Annotated in this window: 15 protein-coding genes; 2 read left to right on the forward strand and 13 right to left on the reverse strand. The window is 73.1% G+C overall.

Annotated elements, in window-relative coordinates; genetic code table 11:
- Positions 1 to 8: 8 nt before the first annotated feature.
- The 13 genes from ACQFYA_RS18180 to ACQFYA_RS18240 all read right to left on the reverse strand — a co-directional run bounded on the left by ACQFYA_RS18180 (position 9) and on the right by ACQFYA_RS18240 (position 16,837).
- Positions 9 to 1,367 carry a uracil-xanthine permease family protein gene (locus ACQFYA_RS18180; protein ID WP_499126495.1) on the reverse strand — a complete coding sequence of 453 codons (1,359 nt, stop codon included), beginning with the start codon at positions 1,365 to 1,367 and terminating at the stop codon, positions 9 to 11.
- A gap of 192 nt (positions 1,368 to 1,559) precedes the next feature.
- Positions 1,560 to 4,349 (reverse strand): exo-rhamnogalacturonan lyase family protein, encoded by a 2,790-nt coding sequence (locus tag ACQFYA_RS18185; RefSeq protein WP_499126497.1) that lies wholly within the window; start codon positions 4,347 to 4,349, stop codon positions 1,560 to 1,562.
- A complete protein-coding gene (locus tag ACQFYA_RS18190) occupies positions 4,346 to 5,026 on the reverse strand; it encodes a DUF1961 family protein (protein ID WP_499126499.1) in 681 nt (226 codons plus the stop codon). The genes ACQFYA_RS18185 and ACQFYA_RS18190 overlap by 4 nt, the downstream gene beginning before the upstream one ends.
- A complete protein-coding gene (locus tag ACQFYA_RS18195; protein ID WP_499126500.1) occupies positions 5,023 to 5,727 on the reverse strand; it encodes a rhamnogalacturonan acetylesterase in 705 nt (234 codons plus the stop codon). The genes ACQFYA_RS18190 and ACQFYA_RS18195 overlap by 4 nt, the downstream gene beginning before the upstream one ends.
- 1 nt (position 5,728) lies before the next feature.
- Positions 5,729 to 6,613: a carbohydrate ABC transporter permease gene (locus tag ACQFYA_RS18200; protein WP_499126501.1), complete on the reverse strand. Its 885-nt coding sequence runs from the start codon at positions 6,611 to 6,613 to the stop codon at positions 5,729 to 5,731.
- Positions 6,613 to 7,587: an ABC transporter permease gene (locus ACQFYA_RS18205; RefSeq protein WP_499126503.1), complete on the reverse strand. Its 975-nt coding sequence runs from the start codon at positions 7,585 to 7,587 to the stop codon at positions 6,613 to 6,615. The genes ACQFYA_RS18200 and ACQFYA_RS18205 overlap by 1 nt, the downstream gene beginning before the upstream one ends.
- A gap of 88 nt (positions 7,588 to 7,675) precedes the next feature.
- The gene (locus ACQFYA_RS18210; RefSeq protein ID WP_499126506.1) at positions 7,676 to 9,217 is read right to left on the reverse strand and encodes an extracellular solute-binding protein; all 1,542 of its coding nucleotides are present in this window, start codon (positions 9,215 to 9,217) and stop codon (positions 7,676 to 7,678) included.
- Between the two features lie 32 nt (positions 9,218 to 9,249).
- Positions 9,250 to 9,924: a YesL family protein gene (locus tag ACQFYA_RS18215; protein ID WP_499126507.1), complete on the reverse strand. Its 675-nt coding sequence runs from the start codon at positions 9,922 to 9,924 to the stop codon at positions 9,250 to 9,252.
- Between the two features lie 335 nt (positions 9,925 to 10,259).
- Positions 10,260 to 12,389 (reverse strand): glycosyl hydrolase, encoded by a 2,130-nt coding sequence (locus ACQFYA_RS18220; protein ID WP_499126509.1) that lies wholly within the window; start codon positions 12,387 to 12,389, stop codon positions 10,260 to 10,262.
- The gene (locus ACQFYA_RS18225) at positions 12,386 to 13,117 is read right to left on the reverse strand and encodes an HlyD family secretion protein (protein ID WP_499126511.1); all 732 of its coding nucleotides are present in this window, start codon (positions 13,115 to 13,117) and stop codon (positions 12,386 to 12,388) included. Before ACQFYA_RS18225 ends, ACQFYA_RS18220 begins: the two co-directional genes overlap by 4 nt.
- The gene (locus tag ACQFYA_RS18230) at positions 13,114 to 14,868 is read right to left on the reverse strand and encodes a glycosyltransferase family 2 protein (protein ID WP_499126513.1); all 1,755 of its coding nucleotides are present in this window, start codon (positions 14,866 to 14,868) and stop codon (positions 13,114 to 13,116) included. The genes ACQFYA_RS18225 and ACQFYA_RS18230 overlap by 4 nt, the downstream gene beginning before the upstream one ends.
- A 359-nt stretch (positions 14,869 to 15,227) precedes the next feature.
- Complete coding sequence (locus ACQFYA_RS18235) at positions 15,228 to 16,151, reverse strand: LLM class F420-dependent oxidoreductase (protein ID WP_499126514.1); 924 nt, start codon at positions 16,149 to 16,151, stop codon at positions 15,228 to 15,230.
- Positions 16,152 to 16,183: 32 nt separating this feature from the next.
- On the reverse strand, positions 16,184 to 16,837 hold the full coding sequence (locus ACQFYA_RS18240) for a mycothiol-dependent nitroreductase Rv2466c family protein (protein WP_499126516.1): 654 nt from the start codon (positions 16,835 to 16,837) through the stop codon (positions 16,184 to 16,186).
- 94 nt (positions 16,838 to 16,931) lie between these two features.
- On the opposite strand from ACQFYA_RS18240, the gene ACQFYA_RS18245 reads away from it, so the two are divergent.
- Together ACQFYA_RS18245 and ACQFYA_RS18250 are read left to right on the forward strand one after the other, a co-directional pair.
- On the forward strand, positions 16,932 to 17,171 hold the full coding sequence (locus ACQFYA_RS18245; protein WP_499126519.1) for a hypothetical protein: 240 nt from the start codon (positions 16,932 to 16,934) through the stop codon (positions 17,169 to 17,171).
- Positions 17,172 to 17,312: 141 nt separating this feature from the next.
- The gene (locus ACQFYA_RS18250) at positions 17,313 to 18,542 is read left to right on the forward strand and encodes a class I SAM-dependent methyltransferase (RefSeq protein WP_499126520.1); all 1,230 of its coding nucleotides are present in this window, start codon (positions 17,313 to 17,315) and stop codon (positions 18,540 to 18,542) included.
- Positions 18,543 to 18,546 lie beyond the last annotated feature (4 nt).

The raw sequence follows: 18,546 nt of genomic DNA on the forward strand, positions 1-18,546 counted from the left end.
GTCCGCCGTCAGGCGCCCGTCTCGGCCCCGGCGGGCGCCGACGCCGGCGAGGCCGGCTCCTGGCTGGTGCCGCGCCACCGGGCGATCGCCCGCATGCCGTGGTAGATCACCAGCGCGGAGGCCGTGCCGAGGGCGATGCCCTCGAAGGTGAGGTCGCCGGCGGAGAACGTGAAGTTCGCGATGCCGATGATGAGCGGGACGGCGGCCGTGGTGAGGTTCACCGGGTTGCCGAAGTCCACCCGGTTCTGCACCCAGATGCGGGCGCCGAGGATGCCGATCATGCCGTAGAGCATCGTGGTCGCCCCGCCGAGCACGCCCGCCGGGATGGTCGCGATGAGCGCCCCGAACTTCGGCGACATCGACAGCAGCAGGGCCGTCGCCGCGGCCACCCAGTACGCCGCCGTGGAGTACACGCGCGTCGCGGCCATGACGCCGATGTTCTCGGCGTACGTCGTGGTGCCGGAGCCACCGCCGATGCCCGCGAACGTGGTCGCGAGGCCGTCGCTGAAGAGCGCCCGACCGGTGAGGTGGTCGAGGTTCTTGCCCGTCATCGCGGCCACCGACTTCACGTGGCCCACGTTCTCCGCGATCAGCACGAGCACGACGGGCACGAACAGCCCCAGCACCGCCGGGTCGAACGACGGGGTGACGAAGTGCGGGAAGCCGAACCACGCCGCACCTTCCACGGTGCTGAAGTCCACCTCGCCGCGGATCGTCGCGACGACGTAGCCCACGATCACGCCGACCAGGATCGACAGGCGCCCGAGGATGCCCTTGAACAGCACGGTGGCGAGGATGATCGCCGCCAGCGTGATCGTCGCCGTCACCGGCGCGGCCCGGAAGCCGCTGTCACAGGTCTGCACGATCTGGCCGTCGACGACGGACTCCTGGCACGTGCCCCAGGCCGCCGGGGCCAGGTTGAGGCCGATGAGCGCGACGATCGTGCCGGTCACGACCGGCGGCATGACCACGTCGATCCACCGGGCGCCCGCGACGTGCACGAGGACGCCGATCGCGGCCAGCACGAGGCCGGTCACGAGGATGCCGCCCACGGCCACGGACTCCCCGTGCGACGCGGTCGCCGCGATGATCGGCGCGATGAACGCGAAGCTGGAGCCGAGGTAGCTGGGCAGGCGATTCCGCGTGATCAGCAGGAACAGCGCCGTGCCGATCGCCGAGAAGAACAGCGTCGTCGCGGGCGAGAAGCCCGTCAGCACGGGGACGATGAACGTGGAGCCGAACATGGCCACCACGTGCTGCATCCCGATGCCGACGGTGCGCGGCCAGCTCAGCCGCTCCTCCGGGGCGACGACGTCGCCCGGTCCGACGTGCTTGCCGTCGCCGTGCGTGGTCCAGCCGAGAGTCATGGTGCTCCGTCCGTCGGGCCCGGATCCGGGCCGCCGTGCTCACCGCTGCCGCTCGCCCGTGAACGTCCGGTGAAGATTGCCGCCGCACAGCGTACTGGCACCGCCGGTCGGTTCCGCCGGTCGAGCCTGTCGAGACCTGGTTTCGACAGGCTCAACCAGCGGGGAGCTACTCGAGACCCGGTTTCGACAGGCTCAACCAGCGAGGTGCAGGCGGTGTCCGATCAGGGCGAGGTTCTGCAGGGTGGCGAGGCTGCACTGCGCGGCGTCGTTGGTGGAGAGCGTCCGGGCCTCGTCGATCGGCACCAACGTCTCCGGGGGCAGCACCTGCACGGGGTGGAAGGCCTCGGACCCCATGAACTCGCCGCCGCGGAAGTAGGCGCGCCACGCGACGTCGGCCAGGCCGTCGTCGCCGAGCCGGTGCGCCGCGTACGCGGCGAGGCGGGAGTGCGCCTGCTCGAGGTTCGTGCCCGACGGCGCGACGCCGAGCTCGGCCTCCTGCTCGGCGGGCGTCGCGAGGTACAGGCGGCAGTACTGCAGCCAGGCCTCCCGGAAGCCGGGCGCGTCGACGAGGCCGGCGTCGATCAGGGACACGAGCTCCGAGCAGACCTCCACCAACCCGAAGACGGCGGACAGGTGCGACACGGTGACGCGGTCGCGGTCGGTGGCGAACCGGCCGGTGTCGAGGTCGTACAGGGCCTCGCCGGTGAAGAAGCCGTGCTTCAGCGCCCCGATGTCGGTCATCGTGCCGACCAGGCGGTCGCGGGAGCGGGTGTCCCCCGTGGTCTCCCAGTCCGCGAGCCACGTGGCGGCCAGCGCGCTCCAGTCCGTGCCCAGCCCGACGGCGAGGGCGTCGCGCCGCGGGCGGTAGGTGGCGGCGTCGGGCCGCACCTTGCGCGTCGGGTCGAGGCCGAGGAACGTGCGGTCGGAGTCGCGCAGCTCGACCATGAGGTCGCGCGTGTGCTCGTCGCCGGTGAGGAAGTAGTGCGGGCGCCGGTAGGCCGGGGTCGAGATGCGCAGCTGCTTGGCGCTGCACCCCCAGTGCTGCACGTTGTGCCGGCTGCCCAGCCCCTGCCACGGGCCCGCGTGATAGACGTCCACGTCGCCCGTGTGCCGGGTCATGCGCTCGGCGAGGCGGAAGACGTCCGCCCGGCCGGTGCGCAGGAACGACGTCCACAGCCACAGGTCCGGCGACAGTTCGGAGTTGTCCCACGCGTAGCCGCCCACGTCGTAGCGCCACACGTGCCGGTCGGCGTCGTAGGCGTGCATGACGTCGCCGAAGTTCCAGAACCCGTACCAGGACCGCTGCTCCACCTGGCCGACGTAGAAGTCGAGCATCGTGGCGAGCCGGTCCTCGAGCTCCGCCCGCTCGGGCGTGCCGCGGTCCACGAGGTCCCAGTCGCCGAGGACGGACGCGTCGTGCAGCGCCTCGGGGGTGGGCACGAGCTGGGGCCGGACGGCGGTGGCCGCGGCGAGCCGGGCCAGCGCGGGGGCGTCGGGCGTCGCGGGGAACGCGGTGACGGTCAGCTCGTGCGTGCGGCCGATGCCGTGCGCGTTCCCGAACCCGGGCTCGTAGTCCTCGTAGGTGATCTCGAGGGCGTCGAGCTGGTCGTCGAACGAGTCCTGGCCGAGGCCGTCGTGGTAGAAGCGCAGGTCCATCGGCGCGGCGTCGGGCGACCAGAGCCAGGTCGTGAGGGACCCGACGTCGGACGTCGCGCGCTCGACGTCGATCCCCGTGGGGTGCGACTGCCAGAAGCCCGTCAGCCCGACCGCGAGCCCGCCCCCGGTGTCCCCGAGGTAGCCGAGGCCCTCGGACCGCGTGCCCTGCGCGACGTCGATCCACGGCCGGTCGGCCGCGGTCCGCTTGTGCACGGTGAAGCCGTGCGCGCTGAGCTGGCGCAGCGACCAGGCCTCCCACGTGGGCACCCAGCGCAGGCGGTCGGTGACGCGCGCGTCCCACGCGGCGAGGGGCGGCGTCGCGCGGCCCGCCACCTGGGCGGCGCGCACCTGTGCGCCCGGGTCCCGGCGCAGCCCCGTGATCCCCTGGACGGCCTCGCGCACCAGCCCGCCGTCGGCCCCGGCGAGCCGCACGTGCCGGTCGTACGGCGCGGCGCGCAGCGGCACGTCGAAGCGCAGGCCGAGCGAGGAGAGGAAGTCGCGCTCGGGGTCGCCGTCCCAGACGAACGAGTGCACCAGGCGGAACGTCGGCGCGCCGGCGGCGAGCACCAGGCGCACCGTGAACGGCAGCCAGGTGTCGCCGTCGGTCGCGCCTGTCGGGACCACGTCGCGGTGCTCCCCCGTCACCCGGACGACGGCGCGCACCGGGCCCGCCTGCTCGACGACGACGTCCCGCACCACGCTCACGGCCTCGCGGCGCGCGCGGTGGTCCGGCTCCGGGCGGTCCTGGCGGCTGGACACCAGCCGGCCGGAGCGCGCCACCTCCACGCCCTGCACCCGCACGGACCGCACGACGTCGGGCCCCGACCGACCGACGACCACCGTGCACGCCCCGGTGTCCACGACCACCTCGTCGTCGCGCTCGACGACCGTCACCACCCCGTCGGTCGAGCTCGTCGAGACCTCGTCCTTGGTCTCGACAGGCTCGACCGACGACGAGGAGACGACCCGGTACGACGCGCTGGGCGCGGTGCCCGCCCCGAGCGCGACGCCCGCCCACTTCACGCTGCCGTCCGGCCAGGTCGCCAGCGGCCACGTCTGGGCGGGGACGGCACGGCCGTCCGCGTCGACCACGGCGAGCGCGCCGGCGTCCCGCACCACGGCGGGGCGCACCGGGACGCCGCAGGTGACGCCGCCTGCCGTGAGGTCCGGCGCGGCGTCGTCGAGCCAGCGCAGCGGGACGTCGACCGCGGCAGGCGTCAGGTGGGCGGGCGTGGTCTCGGCAGGCTCGGTCTCGACAGGCTCGGTTTCGACAGGCTCGGTTTCGACGGGCTCAACCAGCGACGGGGCGGGCGTGGGGTGCGTCATGACAGCGGGGTCACCTCGAGGTTGCGGTAGTGGGCCACGAGCGGAGACATCTGCCGGAACCCGATCCGGCCGGCGCCGAGCGGCGCGTCGTCGTGGAACGTGAAGAGGGTGAGGTCGTCGATCGCGAAGGCCACGTCCGCGCCGCGCTTGGTGACGCGCACGCGGTAGTGGCCGTCCGCGTCGTCGGGCCCGGGCAGCGGGTCGGCGCCCTGCGCGACCAGGTGGAAGCCCGGGCTCTTGCGCAGGTTGCAGGTGCGGAACCGCTTCTCGCTCGCCCACTTGCGGCGCAGGTAGGACACGTGGAGCGTCGAGACGTCGCCCGAGTGGTACTGCGGGTAGAACCCCGTGCGCTCGGCGAGCGCCGGGTCGAAGAGGTCGCGCCCGTCGGTGCCGGTCGCGGCGAGGAACAGCATCGCCAGGCCGTCGCCGGCCAGGGGCCGGACGTCCCACGCGACCTCGACGTCCGGCCCGAAGACCTCCGGGCACCAGAGCGTGAAGTGCGCGTGGTCGCCGCGGCCGTCGGCCACGAGCGCGGCCTCGTCGGCGGTGCTGCGCAGCACGACGCCGTCGTCCGCGTGCTCGATGCCGACCGGCCCCTCGGCGACCCAGCCGTCGAGGTCCGCGGGCGAGGCCAGCGGGTTGCGGTACGCGGCGGTCACGGTGGGGACCGCGGTCACGGCTGCATCACCCACGCACCGAGCGGCGCCTGCGCGTCGTGGACGCCGTCGAGCGACGCCAGCGCCTCCGCGACGTACCGCGCGACCGCACGGGCCCCCGCCGTCGTGAAGTGCGTGTTGTCCTTGCCGAGCGCGTCGTCCACGGGCAGCCCCGCCTCCGCGGCCGCGCCGTGGGGGAACAGCGCGGCCGACGCCCGCTCCCCCAGCCACGTGTACAGCCAGCGCGTGAAGACCGTCAGCTCGATGACCGGCACGTCCAGCTCGTGCCCGAGCGCCCGGACCGCCGCCGGGTAGGGGCCGTGCGACCAGCGCAGCGTGCCGTCGTCGTCGAACAGGCGCCGCTCGACGCTCGTGGCCAGCACGGGGCGGGCCCCGTTCGCGCGCGCCTCGCGCACGAACCGCGCGAGCCGCTCGGTGTACCCGCCCTGGGCGGCGAGCTCGTCGGGCTCCTTCTGGTCGTTGTGCCCGAACTGGATCACCACCGTGTCGCCGGGGCGCAGCTCGGCGAGCAGCGCGTCCCAGCGCCCCTCCGCGCGGAACGACGCCGTGGTGGCGCCACCGATCGCGTGGTTGCGCACGGCGTCGTCGGTCCAGGTGGCGAGCTCGTCGCCCCAGCCCAGGAGCGGGATGTCCGCGTGCCCCGACGTGGCGCCGGAGTCGGTGGGGGCGACCGTCGAGTCGCCCGCGAGGTGGATCGTCATGTCAGCCCTTCACGCTCCCGATGAGCATTCCCTTGGCGAAGTGCTTCTGGAGGAACGGGTAGGCCAGCAGCACGGGGATGGTGGCCACGATGACCACCGCGAACTTGATGCCCTGCGCGGGCGGCGGCAGCTCGGAGCCCATGTCCTGCGCGGACATCGACGCCGAGGCAGTGACCTGGCGCAGGAACATCTGCAGGGTCCACATGCTCTGGTCGTTGAGGTAGAGCAGCGGCGACATGTAGTCGTTCCAGATCCCCACCGCGTAGAACAGCGCGAACGTCGCGAGCACCGGCTTGGACAGCGGCACCACGACGTGCCGCAGGATCTGCAGCTCGTGCGCGCCGTCGATCTTCGCGGACTCCTCGAGCTCCTGCGGCAGCTGCTGGAAGAAGTTCTTGATGATGATCAGGCTGAACGGGTTGATCGCCATCGGCAGGATCAGCGCCCAGTACGTGTCCAGCAGGCCGAGCTGCTTGACCACCAGGAACGTGGGGATCATGCCCGCGGAGAACACCATCGTGAACACCACGACCGTCATGATCGTGCGCCGCCCGGGCAGCTCGACCTTCGACAGCGGGTACGCCATCAGCGCCGTGAGGGCGAGCTGGATCAGCGTGCCGACCAGCGTCACCACGACGGTCGTGACGAACGCCCGCACGAACGCGGACGAGGACAGGATCGACGCGTAGGAGTCGGTGGTGAACTCGTGCGGCCACAGGAAGAACGGCCGCGTGGTGATCTCCAGCTCGGTCGCGAACGAGCCGGCCAGGACGTAGAGGAACGGCAGGAGGGCGACCAGGCCCACCACGGTCAGCAGGACGACGTTCACGACGTCGAACACCCGGCCGGCGCGCGTGTTGAACCGCTGGTGCTGGGTCGTGGTCATCAGAAGATCCCCTGCTGGTTGAAGCGCTTGGCGAGCCAGTTGGTGCCGAAGATCAGCACGAGCCCGACGATCGCCTTCGACAGCCCCACCGCGGTGGAGTAGGAGTACGCGCCCTGCTGGATGCCGGTGAAGTAGACGTAGGTGTCGAACACGTCCGCGACCGTGCGGTTCAGCGCGTTGGACATCAGGTAGATCTGCTCGAACCCGGTGTTGAGGATCTCCCCGGTCTGCAGGATCAGCATCACGATGATCGTGGGGCGGATCGCGGGCAGCGTGATGTGCCAGGTGCGCTGCCAGCGGCCCGCGCCGTCGATCACCGCGGCCTCGTACTGCTCCTGGTCCACGCTGGCCAGCGCGGCGAGGAAGATGATCGTGCCCCACCCGGTGGACTTCCAGATGGTCTGCAGCAGGATCAGCGGGCGGAACCAGTCCGGGTCGGCGAGGTAGTTCGTCTCCTGACCGGTGAACCCGTCCAGGAAGCTCGACAGCGGCCCGGTGCCGATCGCGAACAGCAGCGCGGTCAGCGACACCACCACGGTCCAGGACAGGAAGTGCGGGATGTAGACCAGGGTCTGCACGGTCCGCTTGAGCACCGACAGCCGCACCTCGTTGAGCAGCAGCGCCAGCACGATCGTCAGCGGGAACGCGACGAACAGGCTCAGCGCGGCCAGGATCAGCGTGTTGCCCAGCAGCCGCGGGAAGTCGGGGTTGGAGAAGAACTCCTGGAAGTGGTGCCAGCCCACCCACTCGCTGCCCTGGATCCCCAGGAACGGCACGTAGTTCTTGAACGCGATCTGCGCGCCCCACATCGGCCAGATGCGGAACAGCAGGAAGTACAGGACGCCCGGCAGCAGCATCACCAGCAGCCACCGGAACCGCACCACGCGCGCCCACCGGCGGCGCGGGCGCCGGGTCACGGGCGGGGCGGCCGGCGCGGGTGCGCCGGCCTGCTCGACGTCGACGACAGCAGTCATCGCAGCCTCCATCTCGGACGGGGCGCGGGGCCGGGCCGTGGGCCCGTGCGGACAGGGCAGTCAGGCCCGGCCCCGCACCGGAAGGGGGTCAGCCGAGCTGGCCGTAGAGCTCGTTCATCTCGGACGTCACCGCGTCGCCGCCGCTGGACTTCCACTGCGCGATCGCCGCGTCGAGCCCCGCCTCGTCGATCTGGCCGCTGATGTACTGGATGCGGGCGTCGGCGATGATCTGGTCGAGCTGGACGCCGTTGGTCATGTACGTCTCCGAGACGAGAGCCGCCCCCGGGTTGAAGACCGCCTTCTTGAGGTCCTTCGCCTGCAGGTCGAGGCGTTCCTGGTACAGCTCCTCGTCGTAGGCCGTCTCCGGCTTCGCCGTGTACGCCTCGAAGCCGGCCACGTTGGTGCCGATCTGCGCCCACGACCCGCCGACGACGTCGGTGTAGTCCTGCTTCGACTTGTCGAACACGGCGTAGTCGCCGTCGACGGTGAAGTTGTCGCCCTCGATGCCGTTGTTCTCCAGGACCTGCGCGTCCTTGGCGGCCAGCTTGTCGAGCGAGGTGAGCACCTGCTTGAGCTGGTCCTCGGTCTGCACCGACGCCTTCGGCACTGCGAGGAAGCCGCTGTAGCCCGGCGTCGGGAGCGCGAAGTCGCCGTTCGGGCCGGCGATGTTGCCGACCAGGGCCACCTTCTGGTCGTACGTCTTCGGGTCCTGGTCCTTGAACAGCTCGACGAGCTGGGACGCGCGCGACTGGACGTCGATGATGATGCCGCCCTTGCCGTTGAGGAACGGCTCGTTCCAGCCGGTGGTGCCGTCCATCGTGGCGTAGTCCTTGTTGACGTAGCCGCTCTGGATGAGCTCCTTCTCGTAGTCCAGGGCCTGCTTCCACTCGGGGGTGGTGAACGACGGGACCAGCTGGCCGCCGTCGTCCTTCCACACGTTGCCCGCGCCGAACCAGGTCTCGATGGCGTCGTAGGGGCTGCCGGTGCCGATCGACGCGCCCCAGGCGGGGATGATCATCCCGTAGGTGTCGTCCTTGCCGTTGCCGTCGGGGTCGTCCTCGCTGAACGCCTTCGCGACCGCCATGAGCTCGTCGGTGTTCGTCGGCTCCTCCAGGCCGAGGTTCTTCAGCCAGTCCTTGCGGATCGTGATGGAGGTGCGCACGACGTCGCGCGCCCGGTAGACGCCGTAGACCTTGCCGTTGACGCTCGACGCCTCCTGCACGTCCGGGTTCTCCGTGACGAGGTTCGGGTAGTCGCCCGAGGCCAGGTAGTCGGTGAGGTCCCAGAAGCCGCCCGCCTCGGCGGTCTGCACGAAGCCCTGCGACTTCTGCTGGATCACCATGACGTCGGGGATCTCGTCGCCGGCGAGCACCACGTTGGTGCGGTCGCCGTACTCCGCGTTGGGCACCCACTGCATGTCGAGGTCGAGGCCGGCGAGCTCCGAGAGCTTCTCGCCGACCGGGTCGTCGTCCTCGGGCGGTGTCGCGGAGAGGTACGGCGCCATGATGGACAGCGAGTCGAGCGGCTCGCCGCCGCCACCGCCGCCGTCGCCCGTCCCGCCGCTGCAGGCGGCGAGCGCGAGGCTCCCCACCGCCAGGAGGCTCAGGGGTGCCAGCCGTCGTGCGTTCATGGTCGTCCTTTCGTCGGAGTGCACGTCGTCGTTCACTCGTCGAGGGGGTTGGTGGCCGCCGGGCGCAGGGTGCGGTCGTTGGCGGCATAGAAGGACAGGCAGAGGGCCGTGCACAGGTGCACCCACACGCCGATCGACACGACGGGCAGGAGTCCGGGCACGAACGCGGTGACGACGCCGACCAGCGCCGTCGTCGCCGCGAGCAGGAGGGGCGCGCCGGGGAAGCGCAGCAGGAACGCCCAGGCCAGCCGCGGGACGTCTCGGCGGTGCAGGTCGTAATGGGCGTCCATCGTGAGCGCGAGCAGCAGGTGTACCGCGCCGAGGGCACCGACGACGCCGAGCGCGACGCGCAGCGCGGTCGGGGCGCCGTCGAGCGCGAACAGGCTCGTGCCGGTGAGCGCGAGCGTCAGCAGGCCCGGCGCCGCGAGCAGGTTGGCACGGCCGAAGCCGGACGCCCAGGTGTGGGCGAAGGCGCGCACCGTGCGCTGGGCATCGCCGCGCAGCCGGGTGCGGCTGCACGTCGTGGCGGCCGCGAGGGCGGGCGCGACGCCGAGGACGACTCCCCCGGCGAGCGTGCCCGCGAGGACCAGGAGGTTGAGCAGGCCCAGGAAGGCGATCGTGTCGACCCACCCGAACCAGCGCTCGACGCGCGGGGCGCCGGGCGTCTGGGGACGGTCGTCCGCCCGTACCGGTTCCACGACCGTCATCGGCCAGCTCCCATCTCCATCGATGCACGGGCGACGCAGCCCATGGCGCTCACAGGGTCGACGACGACCCCCGCGGTAAAGGCTTTCCGCGGTTGAATGGATTCACCGTAGGGGTCGGGGTGTCCCCCGTCAACAGTCCCGCCGAGGTAGTCCGAAACCCCGTGAGGTAGTCCCTGTCTCGCCGAGGTAGTCCCTGTCTCGCCGAGGTAGTCCCTGTCTCGCCGAGGTAGTTCCATCCTCGGCAAGGTAGTTCCTGGTCGGGAACTACCTCGCGGGGTTTCGAACTACCTCGCGGGGTTTCGAACTACCTCGCGGGGTTTCGGACTACCTCGGCGTCACGACGCGTGCGTCAGGAGCCAGGCCAGCAGGTAGGAGCGGGTGCTGCCGTCGTCGATGCGCTCGTCGGGCAGGTCGCGGGCGACGTCGAGGGCGGCGGCGGCGTCGTCCGGGCCCGCGAGCGCGGCGTACATGAGCAGCTGGTCGCCGAACATCACGTCCCACGACGCGGCGTCGTCGCGCGGGCCCGCGAGCGCCTCGTCGAGGTTGGCCCGAATCCGCGCCGGGTCGCCGGCGAGGTACTCCGCCACCGGCTGGGCGGGCAGCACGAGGATGCCGAGCATGGCGCTGGGCTCGGCGCTGAACCAGGTGGCCCAGTCGCGCTTGCCGCCCCAGACCAACGACGTCACGGAGTGCCCGAACCCCGCCACGGCCGGGTCGTCCTGGTCGAAGTCGGTCCAGTACGCCCGCGCCGACGACGCCTCCGCGGCGAGCAGCCACCGGGCCTGCGCCTCCAGGTCGTCGTCGCCGGCGGCCTGGGCCCACAGCGCGAGGCCGTTCCACGCGGACACCGCCTCCGAGGCCGACTCCTGGTTGTTGCCGTCCGCGAACGGCGCGTACCCGGAGGCCCACGAGTGGCCCGCGTACGCGTCGAACACCCGGAGCGCGGGCATCCCGTCCACCGACTCTCCGGCCGCGACGTCGGCCGCGAGCAGGTCCATGACCGGCGCCAGGTCGGCGGCGAGGTCCGGGTCGTCCGCGGCGGCCACCCCGGCCGCGTACAGGAAGTACCCGTAGTGGAAGTGGTGGTCGTTGGCCTCCTCGGACCCGAAGGCCGGGGCCTTCCCGACGACGGTCCGCAGCACGGGGTCGACGACGAAGCAGCGCTCGGCCCGGCTCGCGCACCCGGCGGGCTCGGCCCAGGTGCGCAGCCGCTCGCCGAGGTCGGCGCGCAGGCCGGCCGCGACGTCGTCGAGCCCGAGACCGTCGGCCAGGGTGAGCAGGTTCGCGTCCCGGGCCAGGGCCTTGCCGCCGTAGTACGTGTCGGCGGGGTCCTCGAGCGTCCCGGACGCCCGGGCGGCGGCGTCGGCGCGCACCTGGTCGGCCAGCTCGGACCGCTCGGGGCCGGTCAGCCCGGACAGGTCGAGCGCGCCCGACGGCGCGACGGCGGGGCTCGCCCAGGCGAGCGTCGACGCGGTGCACACGTCGACCGTCCCGTGCACGGTCGCGTACGTGCCGAGGCCGCAGTCCGCTCCCGCGGAGTCCTGCTGGTGCGGCATGCGCACGACGGCGGCCGGGCCGCCGCCGGCGGTGGCGTACGTGATCGCCGTGGTCACGGCGTCGCCCCGGCTGTCGCCGCCCGTGCCGAAGGCGAGCGACGTGCCGGTGACGGGGTCGGCGGCCGCGGCGGCGAGGGTCGCCACGGCCTCCCCCGACGCGTCGTCGGGCACGGGGAACCAGGCGGCCGACTCCCCCGCGGCGAGCGCGAGGACGCGGCCGTCGTCGGAGAGACCGGCGCCGGGGTCCGCGGCGCCGCCGGGACCGACGAGGACGTGCTCGCGGTCCAGCACCTCGGCCGACGCGCGGCCGCCGCCGACCGTGAAGGCCGACGTCATCGCCACGTCCTGGTCGGCCGCGGCGGTGTAGCGCACGACGGGCGAGCCCTCGACGAGCAGGAGGTGCCCGATCGCGTCCCCCGCGTCGTCGCGCAGCTCGACCGTCACGGACGCGACGTCGTAGGCCGACACCACCGCCGACGAGGCGCCCACCTCCACGCCGACCTGCGGCGCGAACGGCCCGAGGACCGAGGTCTCGGTCACCTCGACCTCCGGCAGCCCGTACGCGAAGCCGCCCGCGGTGAGCGCGACCGCGAGCGGCACGGGGAACACCGGCTGGGGCGCGTCGCCCAGCGCGAGGCCGGAGAACCAGCGGTTCGTGGGCGGAGCGAGGCCGTCCGCGAGCCGCATCGCCGGCGTCGCCGCGACCTGCTCCTCGGGCAGCACCGAGACGTCGACCTCGGGCGCCGTGAGGCTCCGCAGCGCGTCCGGGGCCGCGGGCGTCGCGGCGGCGGGCGCCGTGGCCGCCGGCGCGGCCGGGGACGCGCCGCCGATCAGCCCGCAGCCCCCGAGCGCGAGCGCCACGGCCGACAGACCCGCGGCCGTCAGACCCGTGGTGCCCCGGGCCGTCACAGGCCCACCTTGCGGAGGAACTCGTCGAACGCCGCGTCGACGCCGGCGAGGGGCCCCTCGTCGTGCAGCTCGATGACGGCGGTGACGGGCGTGCCGGACATGACGAGGCCGTTCTCCGCGCCCCGCACCAGGCCGTCGCTCCTGACCTCGACCGTCGCCTCCGCCTCGTTCCGGGTGTTCCGGACGGCGACCGAGTCGACGGAGCCGGCGATCTCGGCCTGGTCGGGCAGCACCACCGTGACCGCCGCCCCCTCCCGGACGCGGGCGAAGTCGGCCGGGTCGAGCACCAGCCTGGCGTCGACGAACAGCGACCCGTGCCGCTCCACCGACGCCAGGACCTCCCCGGCCTGGGCGAAGCCGCCCGGCGCGACGGCCACGTCGGTCACGGTCCCGTCGACGGGGGCGACGACGGTCATCGTGCCGTTCTCGGTCACCTCGTAGGCCGAGGCCTCCGTGCCGACGAGGCCGACGGCGAGGTCGTGCTGCAGCGTGAGGCTGCGCAGGACCATCAGCGGGTCGCCGGCGCGCACCTCGTCGCCGACCTCCACGAGGGACGTGGTGACCGTCCCCGCGTAGTCCGTCCCGACGTCGAGGGTCTCGGCGGCGATCGTCGCCGAGGAGGACGTGGCCTGCCCCTCCCGGCGGTTCATCACGAGGGTGAGCGCCGCGCACAGCAGCACCACCGCGAGCAGGCCGGCGGCGAGGCGCAGGCGGTTGGTCCAGGTCATGCGGCACCTCCGACGGCGCGGGGGACGATCTCACGGGCGGGCGCGGGAGCGGGCGCCACGGTGTGCCGGGCGCGCGAGGACCGACGGCGCACCTGCCGGGCCTCCCGCCCCGCCGTGACGACGAACGCGCCGAGGATGAGCGTGTTGGTGACGTTCCACGCGAGCGCGAGGCTCGGCAGCGGGTCGCCCCACTCCTTCCAGACCCCCACCGCCGAGGTGACCAGCAGGAACGCGAAGAACAGGACCTGCGGCACCATGAAGTTGAAGGGTGACTCGGCCCGGCCCGCCCGGCCGGTGACGTGCCAGGCCTGCTCCTTGCCCGTCAGGGCGTTCCACAGCGCCTTCGTGTAGATCGGGAACGACACCGACGCGAGCATCAGCACCTCCCAGCGGAACGAGCCGAGGGTGAAGAACGCGATCGCGATCTGCATGACGTAGAACCCGGCGTAGTACAGCAGCCACGTGCTCCACGAGATGGTGAGGTCCATCGGCGTGAGGTCCAGGTAGATCTGCAGCGGCGGCACGAGGAGCAGCACGAGCGGGGCGATGCCGGTCAGGTAGTGGGTCGCGGTCACGGTGTACTGCAGCCGCTGGTCCAGCGTGAGCCGGCGCCGGGGGCTGAGCGGGTTGTGGTGCAGCATGATCTCGAATCCGCCCGTGGCCCAGCGGAGCTGCTGCTTGGTGTAGGCCTCCACGGTCTCCGGGGTGTCCCCCACGGCGAGCACCGTCGGGATGTAGACCGTGCGCCAGCCGCGCTCGTGCAGCATCAGCGACGTCCACACGTCCTCGGACTTGGAGTCCGTGTACATCCCGCCGACGTCGTCGATCGCCGCCCGCCGGAAGATCACGTTGGTGCCCACGCAGAACGCCGCGTTGAACCGGTTCCGGCCCGGCTGGACGAAGCGGTAGAACACCGCCTGCATGTACCCGGCGCCGCGGGAGACGAGGTTGTCGAGGTTGCCGTAGGTCTGCGGCGTCTGCACGAACGCGACGTCGTCCTCGGCGAAGAACGGCACGGTCTCGACGAGGAACTCGGGGCGCGGCACGAAGTCGGCGTCGAGGATGACGAAGTACTCGCCCTTGGCGATGGTGAGCGCGTGGTTGACGTTGCCGGCCTTCGCGCCGTGGCTCGACAGCCGCCGCACGTAGCGCGCGCCGAGCGTGGCCGCCAGGTCGCGCACCGCGTCCGACCGGCCGTCGTCGAGCACCCAGGTGCGGTGCGCGCCCCGCATCGCGACGGCGGCCCGGACGGTGCGCGCGATCGTGCCGAGGCTCTCGCCGTACGTCGTGATGAAGACGTCCACGGTGACCGGCCGGTCGTGCAGGTACAGGTTCCAGCGCGGCGGGTCGTCCTCCGCCTCGTCCCGGACGATCTCGGGCAGGTCGAACAGCCGGTCCTGGGCGTGGTGGAACGAGAAGCCGCGCGGGTCGTACCCGCTCGAGAGCACCGTCCACATCGCGAGGAGGGCCTGGGCCACGAGCACCGTCTCCGCGGTGATGACCATGACGTACGGCAGCGCGTCGCCGCGGTTGGCCGGGTTGAGCAGGAAGACGGCGTAGGCGACGACGCCGAGCGTCGCGAGCATCATGATCAGGCCGAGCGACGGCGACCGCGCGGCGGAGTTCTCGTCGCGCGGCGGGGCGGTCGGGCGCGGCTCGTCGGCTCGGCCGGCGGCGCCGCGGGGGCGGGACCGGACGTGCTGCGTCCGGCGCGGGGTGACGACGAGGCGGTCGAACTCGGAGACGGACATGACGTGTCCTCCGGACGCGGCGGCGACGGCCCCCGTGACGGGACCGCGAGGTCGAGCGGGCGCCCGTGCCCCGGTGCGCGCCACCGTGGTGCTGCGCGCCCGGGACCGCCCGGTGTGATCGACCTCGTCGTCGGTTGCGTCGTCGTGACGTCGTGTCGGTGCTGCCTCCTGAGACGGGTCGAGGTGCCCCGCTCGAGAGCGGGCCACCTCGTCGTCCGGTCGTCAATGTAGCCCGGGTCCCGGGCGGAGTCACGGATCGTTCGCGGGTGAATCCACGGGTTGAGACCGTGTCCTCGGCAGACTGTCGCCGCAGGTCACAGCCTTGCGCGTCGTTCTCGGCGCCCGACCGGGCCCCGGGGTCAGAGCTGGGTGGCGACCTCGCGCGCGACCAGGTCCAGGTGGTCGAGGTCGTGCAGGTCGAGGGCCTGCAGGTACACGCGCTGGATGCCCTGGTCGCGCAGCGAGCCGAGCCGGTCCACGGCCTCGGACACGGTGCCGGCGACCCCGTGCTCACGGAGCTCGGCGGGCTCGCGCCCGATCGCGGCGGCGCGGCGCGCGAACTCCGCCTCGTCCTTGCCGACGGCGAGCACCAGCGCGACGGACTGCACGATCGAGTCCGGGGTGCGCCCGGCCTCGGCCAGCGCCTCGTCGATGACGGCGATGCGGGGCGCGACCGTGTCGAGCTCGGGGAACGCCTGGTTGTACTCGTCGCCGAACCGCGCGGCGAGGGCCGGCGTGCGCTTCGGGCCGCCGCCGCCCACGATGACGGGGATCTTCGCCTGCGCCGGCTTGGGCAGCGCCGGGGAGTCGGTGAGCGTGTAGTGCGCGCCCTCGAACGAGTACGTGCCGCCGACGGGCGTGCCCCACAGGCCGGTGAGGATCTCGAGCTGCTCCTCCAGCAGGCCGAACCGCTTGGCCGGGAACGGGATGCCGTACGCCTCGTGCTCCCGGGCGAACCAGCCCGCGCCGAGGCCGATCTCGACGCGTCCGCCGGACATCTGGTCCACCTGCGCCACCTGGATCGCCAGCACGCCGGGGTGCCGGAACGTCGCGGAGGTGACGAGGGTGCCGAGGCGGACGGTCGACGTGTCGCGGGCGAGGCCGGCGAGCGTCGTCCACGCGTCGGTGGGGCCGGGGAGCCCGTCGCCGCCCATCGTCAGGTAGTGGTCGGAGCGGAAGAACGCGCTGAAGCCGAGGTCCTCGGTCGCCTTCGCGACGGCGAGCACGTCGTCGTACGACGCGCCCTGCTGGGGCTCGGTGAAGACACGCAGGTCAAGGGTCATGGTCAGCCTCTCGGGGTGGTCGCGGGCGGTGCTCAGCCGAAGGTCGGCGAGCTGGTGCGCGACCGCTTGAGCTCGAAGAAGTCGGGGAAGGACGCCAGCGCGACGGCGCCGTCGAAGATCCGCACGGCGTCCTCGCCCCGCGGGATGCGGGTGAGGACCGGCCCGAAGAACGCGACGCCGTCGACGTGGATCGTCGGGGTCCCGACGTCGTCGCCCACGGGCTTCATCCCCTCCTCGTGCGAGACGGCGAGGGCGGCGTCGTACGCGTCGGACGTCGCGGCGTCGGCCAGCGACGCGGGCAGCCCGGCCGCGGCGAGCGCCTCGACGGCGACGGCGTCGTAGTCCGTGCGCCCGCCCGGGTGGATGAGCGTGCCGGCCGCGGTGTAGAAGGCGCCGAACGCCTCCGGGCCGTGGTCCGTCTGCACGGCGGCCGCGACACGGCCGATCCCGCGCGACGAGTCCATCTTCGCCCGGTAGTCCGCGGGGATGTCCCGGTCCTTGTTGAGGAGGTACAGGCTCATCAGGCGGAACGTGAGGTGCACGTCCCGGTGCTCCTCGACCTCGAGCGCCCAGCGCGAGGTGATCCACGCGAACGGGCACAGCGGGTCGACGTACACGTCCACGACCGGAACGGTCGCGGTGGGGGCGGGCGTGGTCTCAGTCGCGGTGGCGGTCCCGGAAGTCACGACGGCCACCATACCCAGCCCGCCGGACCCTCGGTCGCCCGGGGCCACCGCCGCCGTCCTGGGCGTGGCGCCGGCGCGCGGGTAGCCTCGGGCCGTGCGCAAGGTGCGGTGGGCGAGCGTGTGGACGGTCCTCGGGGCCTGCGTCGTCGCGCTCGCGATGCTGTGGGTCGTGCTGCGCGGGCGGATGTGGGCGTGGATCCCGTTCTTCATCGCCGCCGGCGTCGCGGTGCGCGAGATCCGCTACCTGCAGCGCGCCCGCCGCCCCGCCGACGCCGGGTTCGACGAGCGCCGCCGCGACGAGCCCGGCACCGGCCGCGGGCGGCGCCGGGGCTGAGCCCGCGCCCTCGCGGACCTCTCTGGATCGCCGGCACGCCCGGCGTGCGCCCCGCCCGCGGGCTAGCGTCGGAGATGGACGCCGCCGTCCGACGACGCCCCGGTTCCCGCGCCACGCGGGCCCTGGCACGGAGGTGCCGCGATGCCGGACCTGACCGAGACCACGACCGCCGACCCGGGCACGCCGTCCGCCGACTCGGCCCCCACCCCGCCCACCGCCTCGCCGCCGGCCGCCGACGCCTTCGCCGACCGGTTCCTCGCCTCCTGGCTCGGGGCGATCGACATGCTGGCCGCGCACGTCGGCGACCGGCTCGGCTGGTACCGCGCGCTGGCGGAGTCCGGCCCGCTGACGTCGACCGCCCTGGCGCAGGCCACCGGGACCGCCGAGCGGTACGCCCGCGAGTGGCTGGAGCAGCAGGCCGCGGCGGGCGTCCTCGTCGCGGAGGACCCGGGGGCAGCCCCGGCGCTCGACGCCGACCCGCAGGACCTCGGCCGGGCCCGCGCCTACGCCCTGCCCGCGGCGCACGCGGAGGTGCTGACCGACGCGTCGTCCCTGGCGTACATGGCGCCGATGGCCCGGTTCGTCGGCACCATCGGGTCGCAGCTGCCGCGCCTGCTCGAGTCGTACCGCAGCGGCGGCGGGGTGTCGTGGGACCAGATGGGCGACGACGCCCGCCAGGCGCAGGCCGACGTCAACCGGCCGTGGTTCGCCCAGCGCCTCGCCCCGACCCTCGCCGCGATGCCCGACGTCCACGAGGCGCTGTCCCGGCCGGGGGCCCGGGTCGTCGACGTCGGCTGCGGCTTCGGCTGGTCCACCCTCGCGCTCGCGCGCGCGTACCCGCGCGCCGAGGTGCACGGGATCGACGTCGACCAGGCGTCGGTGGCCGCGGCGCGGACCGCCGCCGCGGAGGCGGGGCTCGCCAGGCGCGCGTTCTTCCACCTGGCGGACGCCGCGGAGCTCGCCGTCGCGCAGCCGTACGACGCGGCCTTCGCCTTCGAGTGCGTGCACGACCTGCCCCGCCCGGCGGCCGTCCTGGAGGCGGTGCGGCGGGCGATGAAGCCCGACGGCGTGGTGGTGGTCATGGACGAGTCCGTGGCCGAGGAGTTCCACGCCCCGGCCGACGACGTCGACCGCCTCATGTACGGCTACAGCCTGTTCGTGTGCCTGCCGGACGGCCTGTCCACGAGCCCGTCGGCGGGCACCGGCACCGTGATGCGGCCGGCGACGCTGCGCCGCTACGCGCGGGCGGCGGGGTACTCCGGCGTCGAGGTGCTGCCCGTCGACGACTTCGGCTTCTTCCGCTTCTACCGGCTGCTGCTCGGGTCCGAAGGAGGGCGGACGTCGCGCGGACGAGGCGTGCCGCCGGAGTAACCTC

Origin of the sequence: Promicromonospora sp. Marseille-Q5078, assembly GCF_050315395.1 — a bacterium.
Taxonomy (GTDB): Bacteria; Actinomycetota; Actinomycetes; order Actinomycetales; family Cellulomonadaceae; genus Isoptericola.

What these genes read in the sequence shown, in the direction of transcription:
- ACQFYA_RS18180 (WP_499126495.1), bottom strand. Translation starts at nt 1,367, where the DNA reads ATGACTCTCGGCTGGACCACGCACGGCGACGGCAAGCACGTCGGACCG.
- ACQFYA_RS18185 (WP_499126497.1), bottom strand. Translation starts at nt 4,349, where the DNA reads ATGACGCACCCCACGCCCGCCCCGTCGCTGGTTGAGCCCGTCGAAACC.
- ACQFYA_RS18195 (WP_499126500.1), bottom strand. Translation starts at nt 5,727, where the DNA reads ATGACGATCCACCTCGCGGGCGACTCGACGGTCGCCCCCACCGACTCC.
- ACQFYA_RS18200 (WP_499126501.1), bottom strand. Translation starts at nt 6,613, where the DNA reads ATGACCACGACCCAGCACCAGCGGTTCAACACGCGCGCCGGCCGGGTG.
- ACQFYA_RS18205 (WP_499126503.1), bottom strand. Translation starts at nt 7,587, where the DNA reads ATGACTGCTGTCGTCGACGTCGAGCAGGCCGGCGCACCCGCGCCGGCC.
- ACQFYA_RS18210 (WP_499126506.1), bottom strand. Translation starts at nt 9,217, where the DNA reads ATGAACGCACGACGGCTGGCACCCCTGAGCCTCCTGGCGGTGGGGAGC.
- ACQFYA_RS18215 (WP_499126507.1), bottom strand. Translation starts at nt 9,924, where the DNA reads ATGACGGTCGTGGAACCGGTACGGGCGGACGACCGTCCCCAGACGCCC.
- ACQFYA_RS18225 (WP_499126511.1), bottom strand. Translation starts at nt 13,117, where the DNA reads ATGACCTGGACCAACCGCCTGCGCCTCGCCGCCGGCCTGCTCGCGGTG.
- ACQFYA_RS18230 (WP_499126513.1), bottom strand. Translation starts at nt 14,868, where the DNA reads ATGTCCGTCTCCGAGTTCGACCGCCTCGTCGTCACCCCGCGCCGGACG.
- ACQFYA_RS18235 (WP_499126514.1), bottom strand. Translation starts at nt 16,151, where the DNA reads ATGACCCTTGACCTGCGTGTCTTCACCGAGCCCCAGCAGGGCGCGTCG.
- ACQFYA_RS18250 (WP_499126520.1), top strand. Translation starts at nt 17,313, where the DNA reads ATGCCGGACCTGACCGAGACCACGACCGCCGACCCGGGCACGCCGTCC.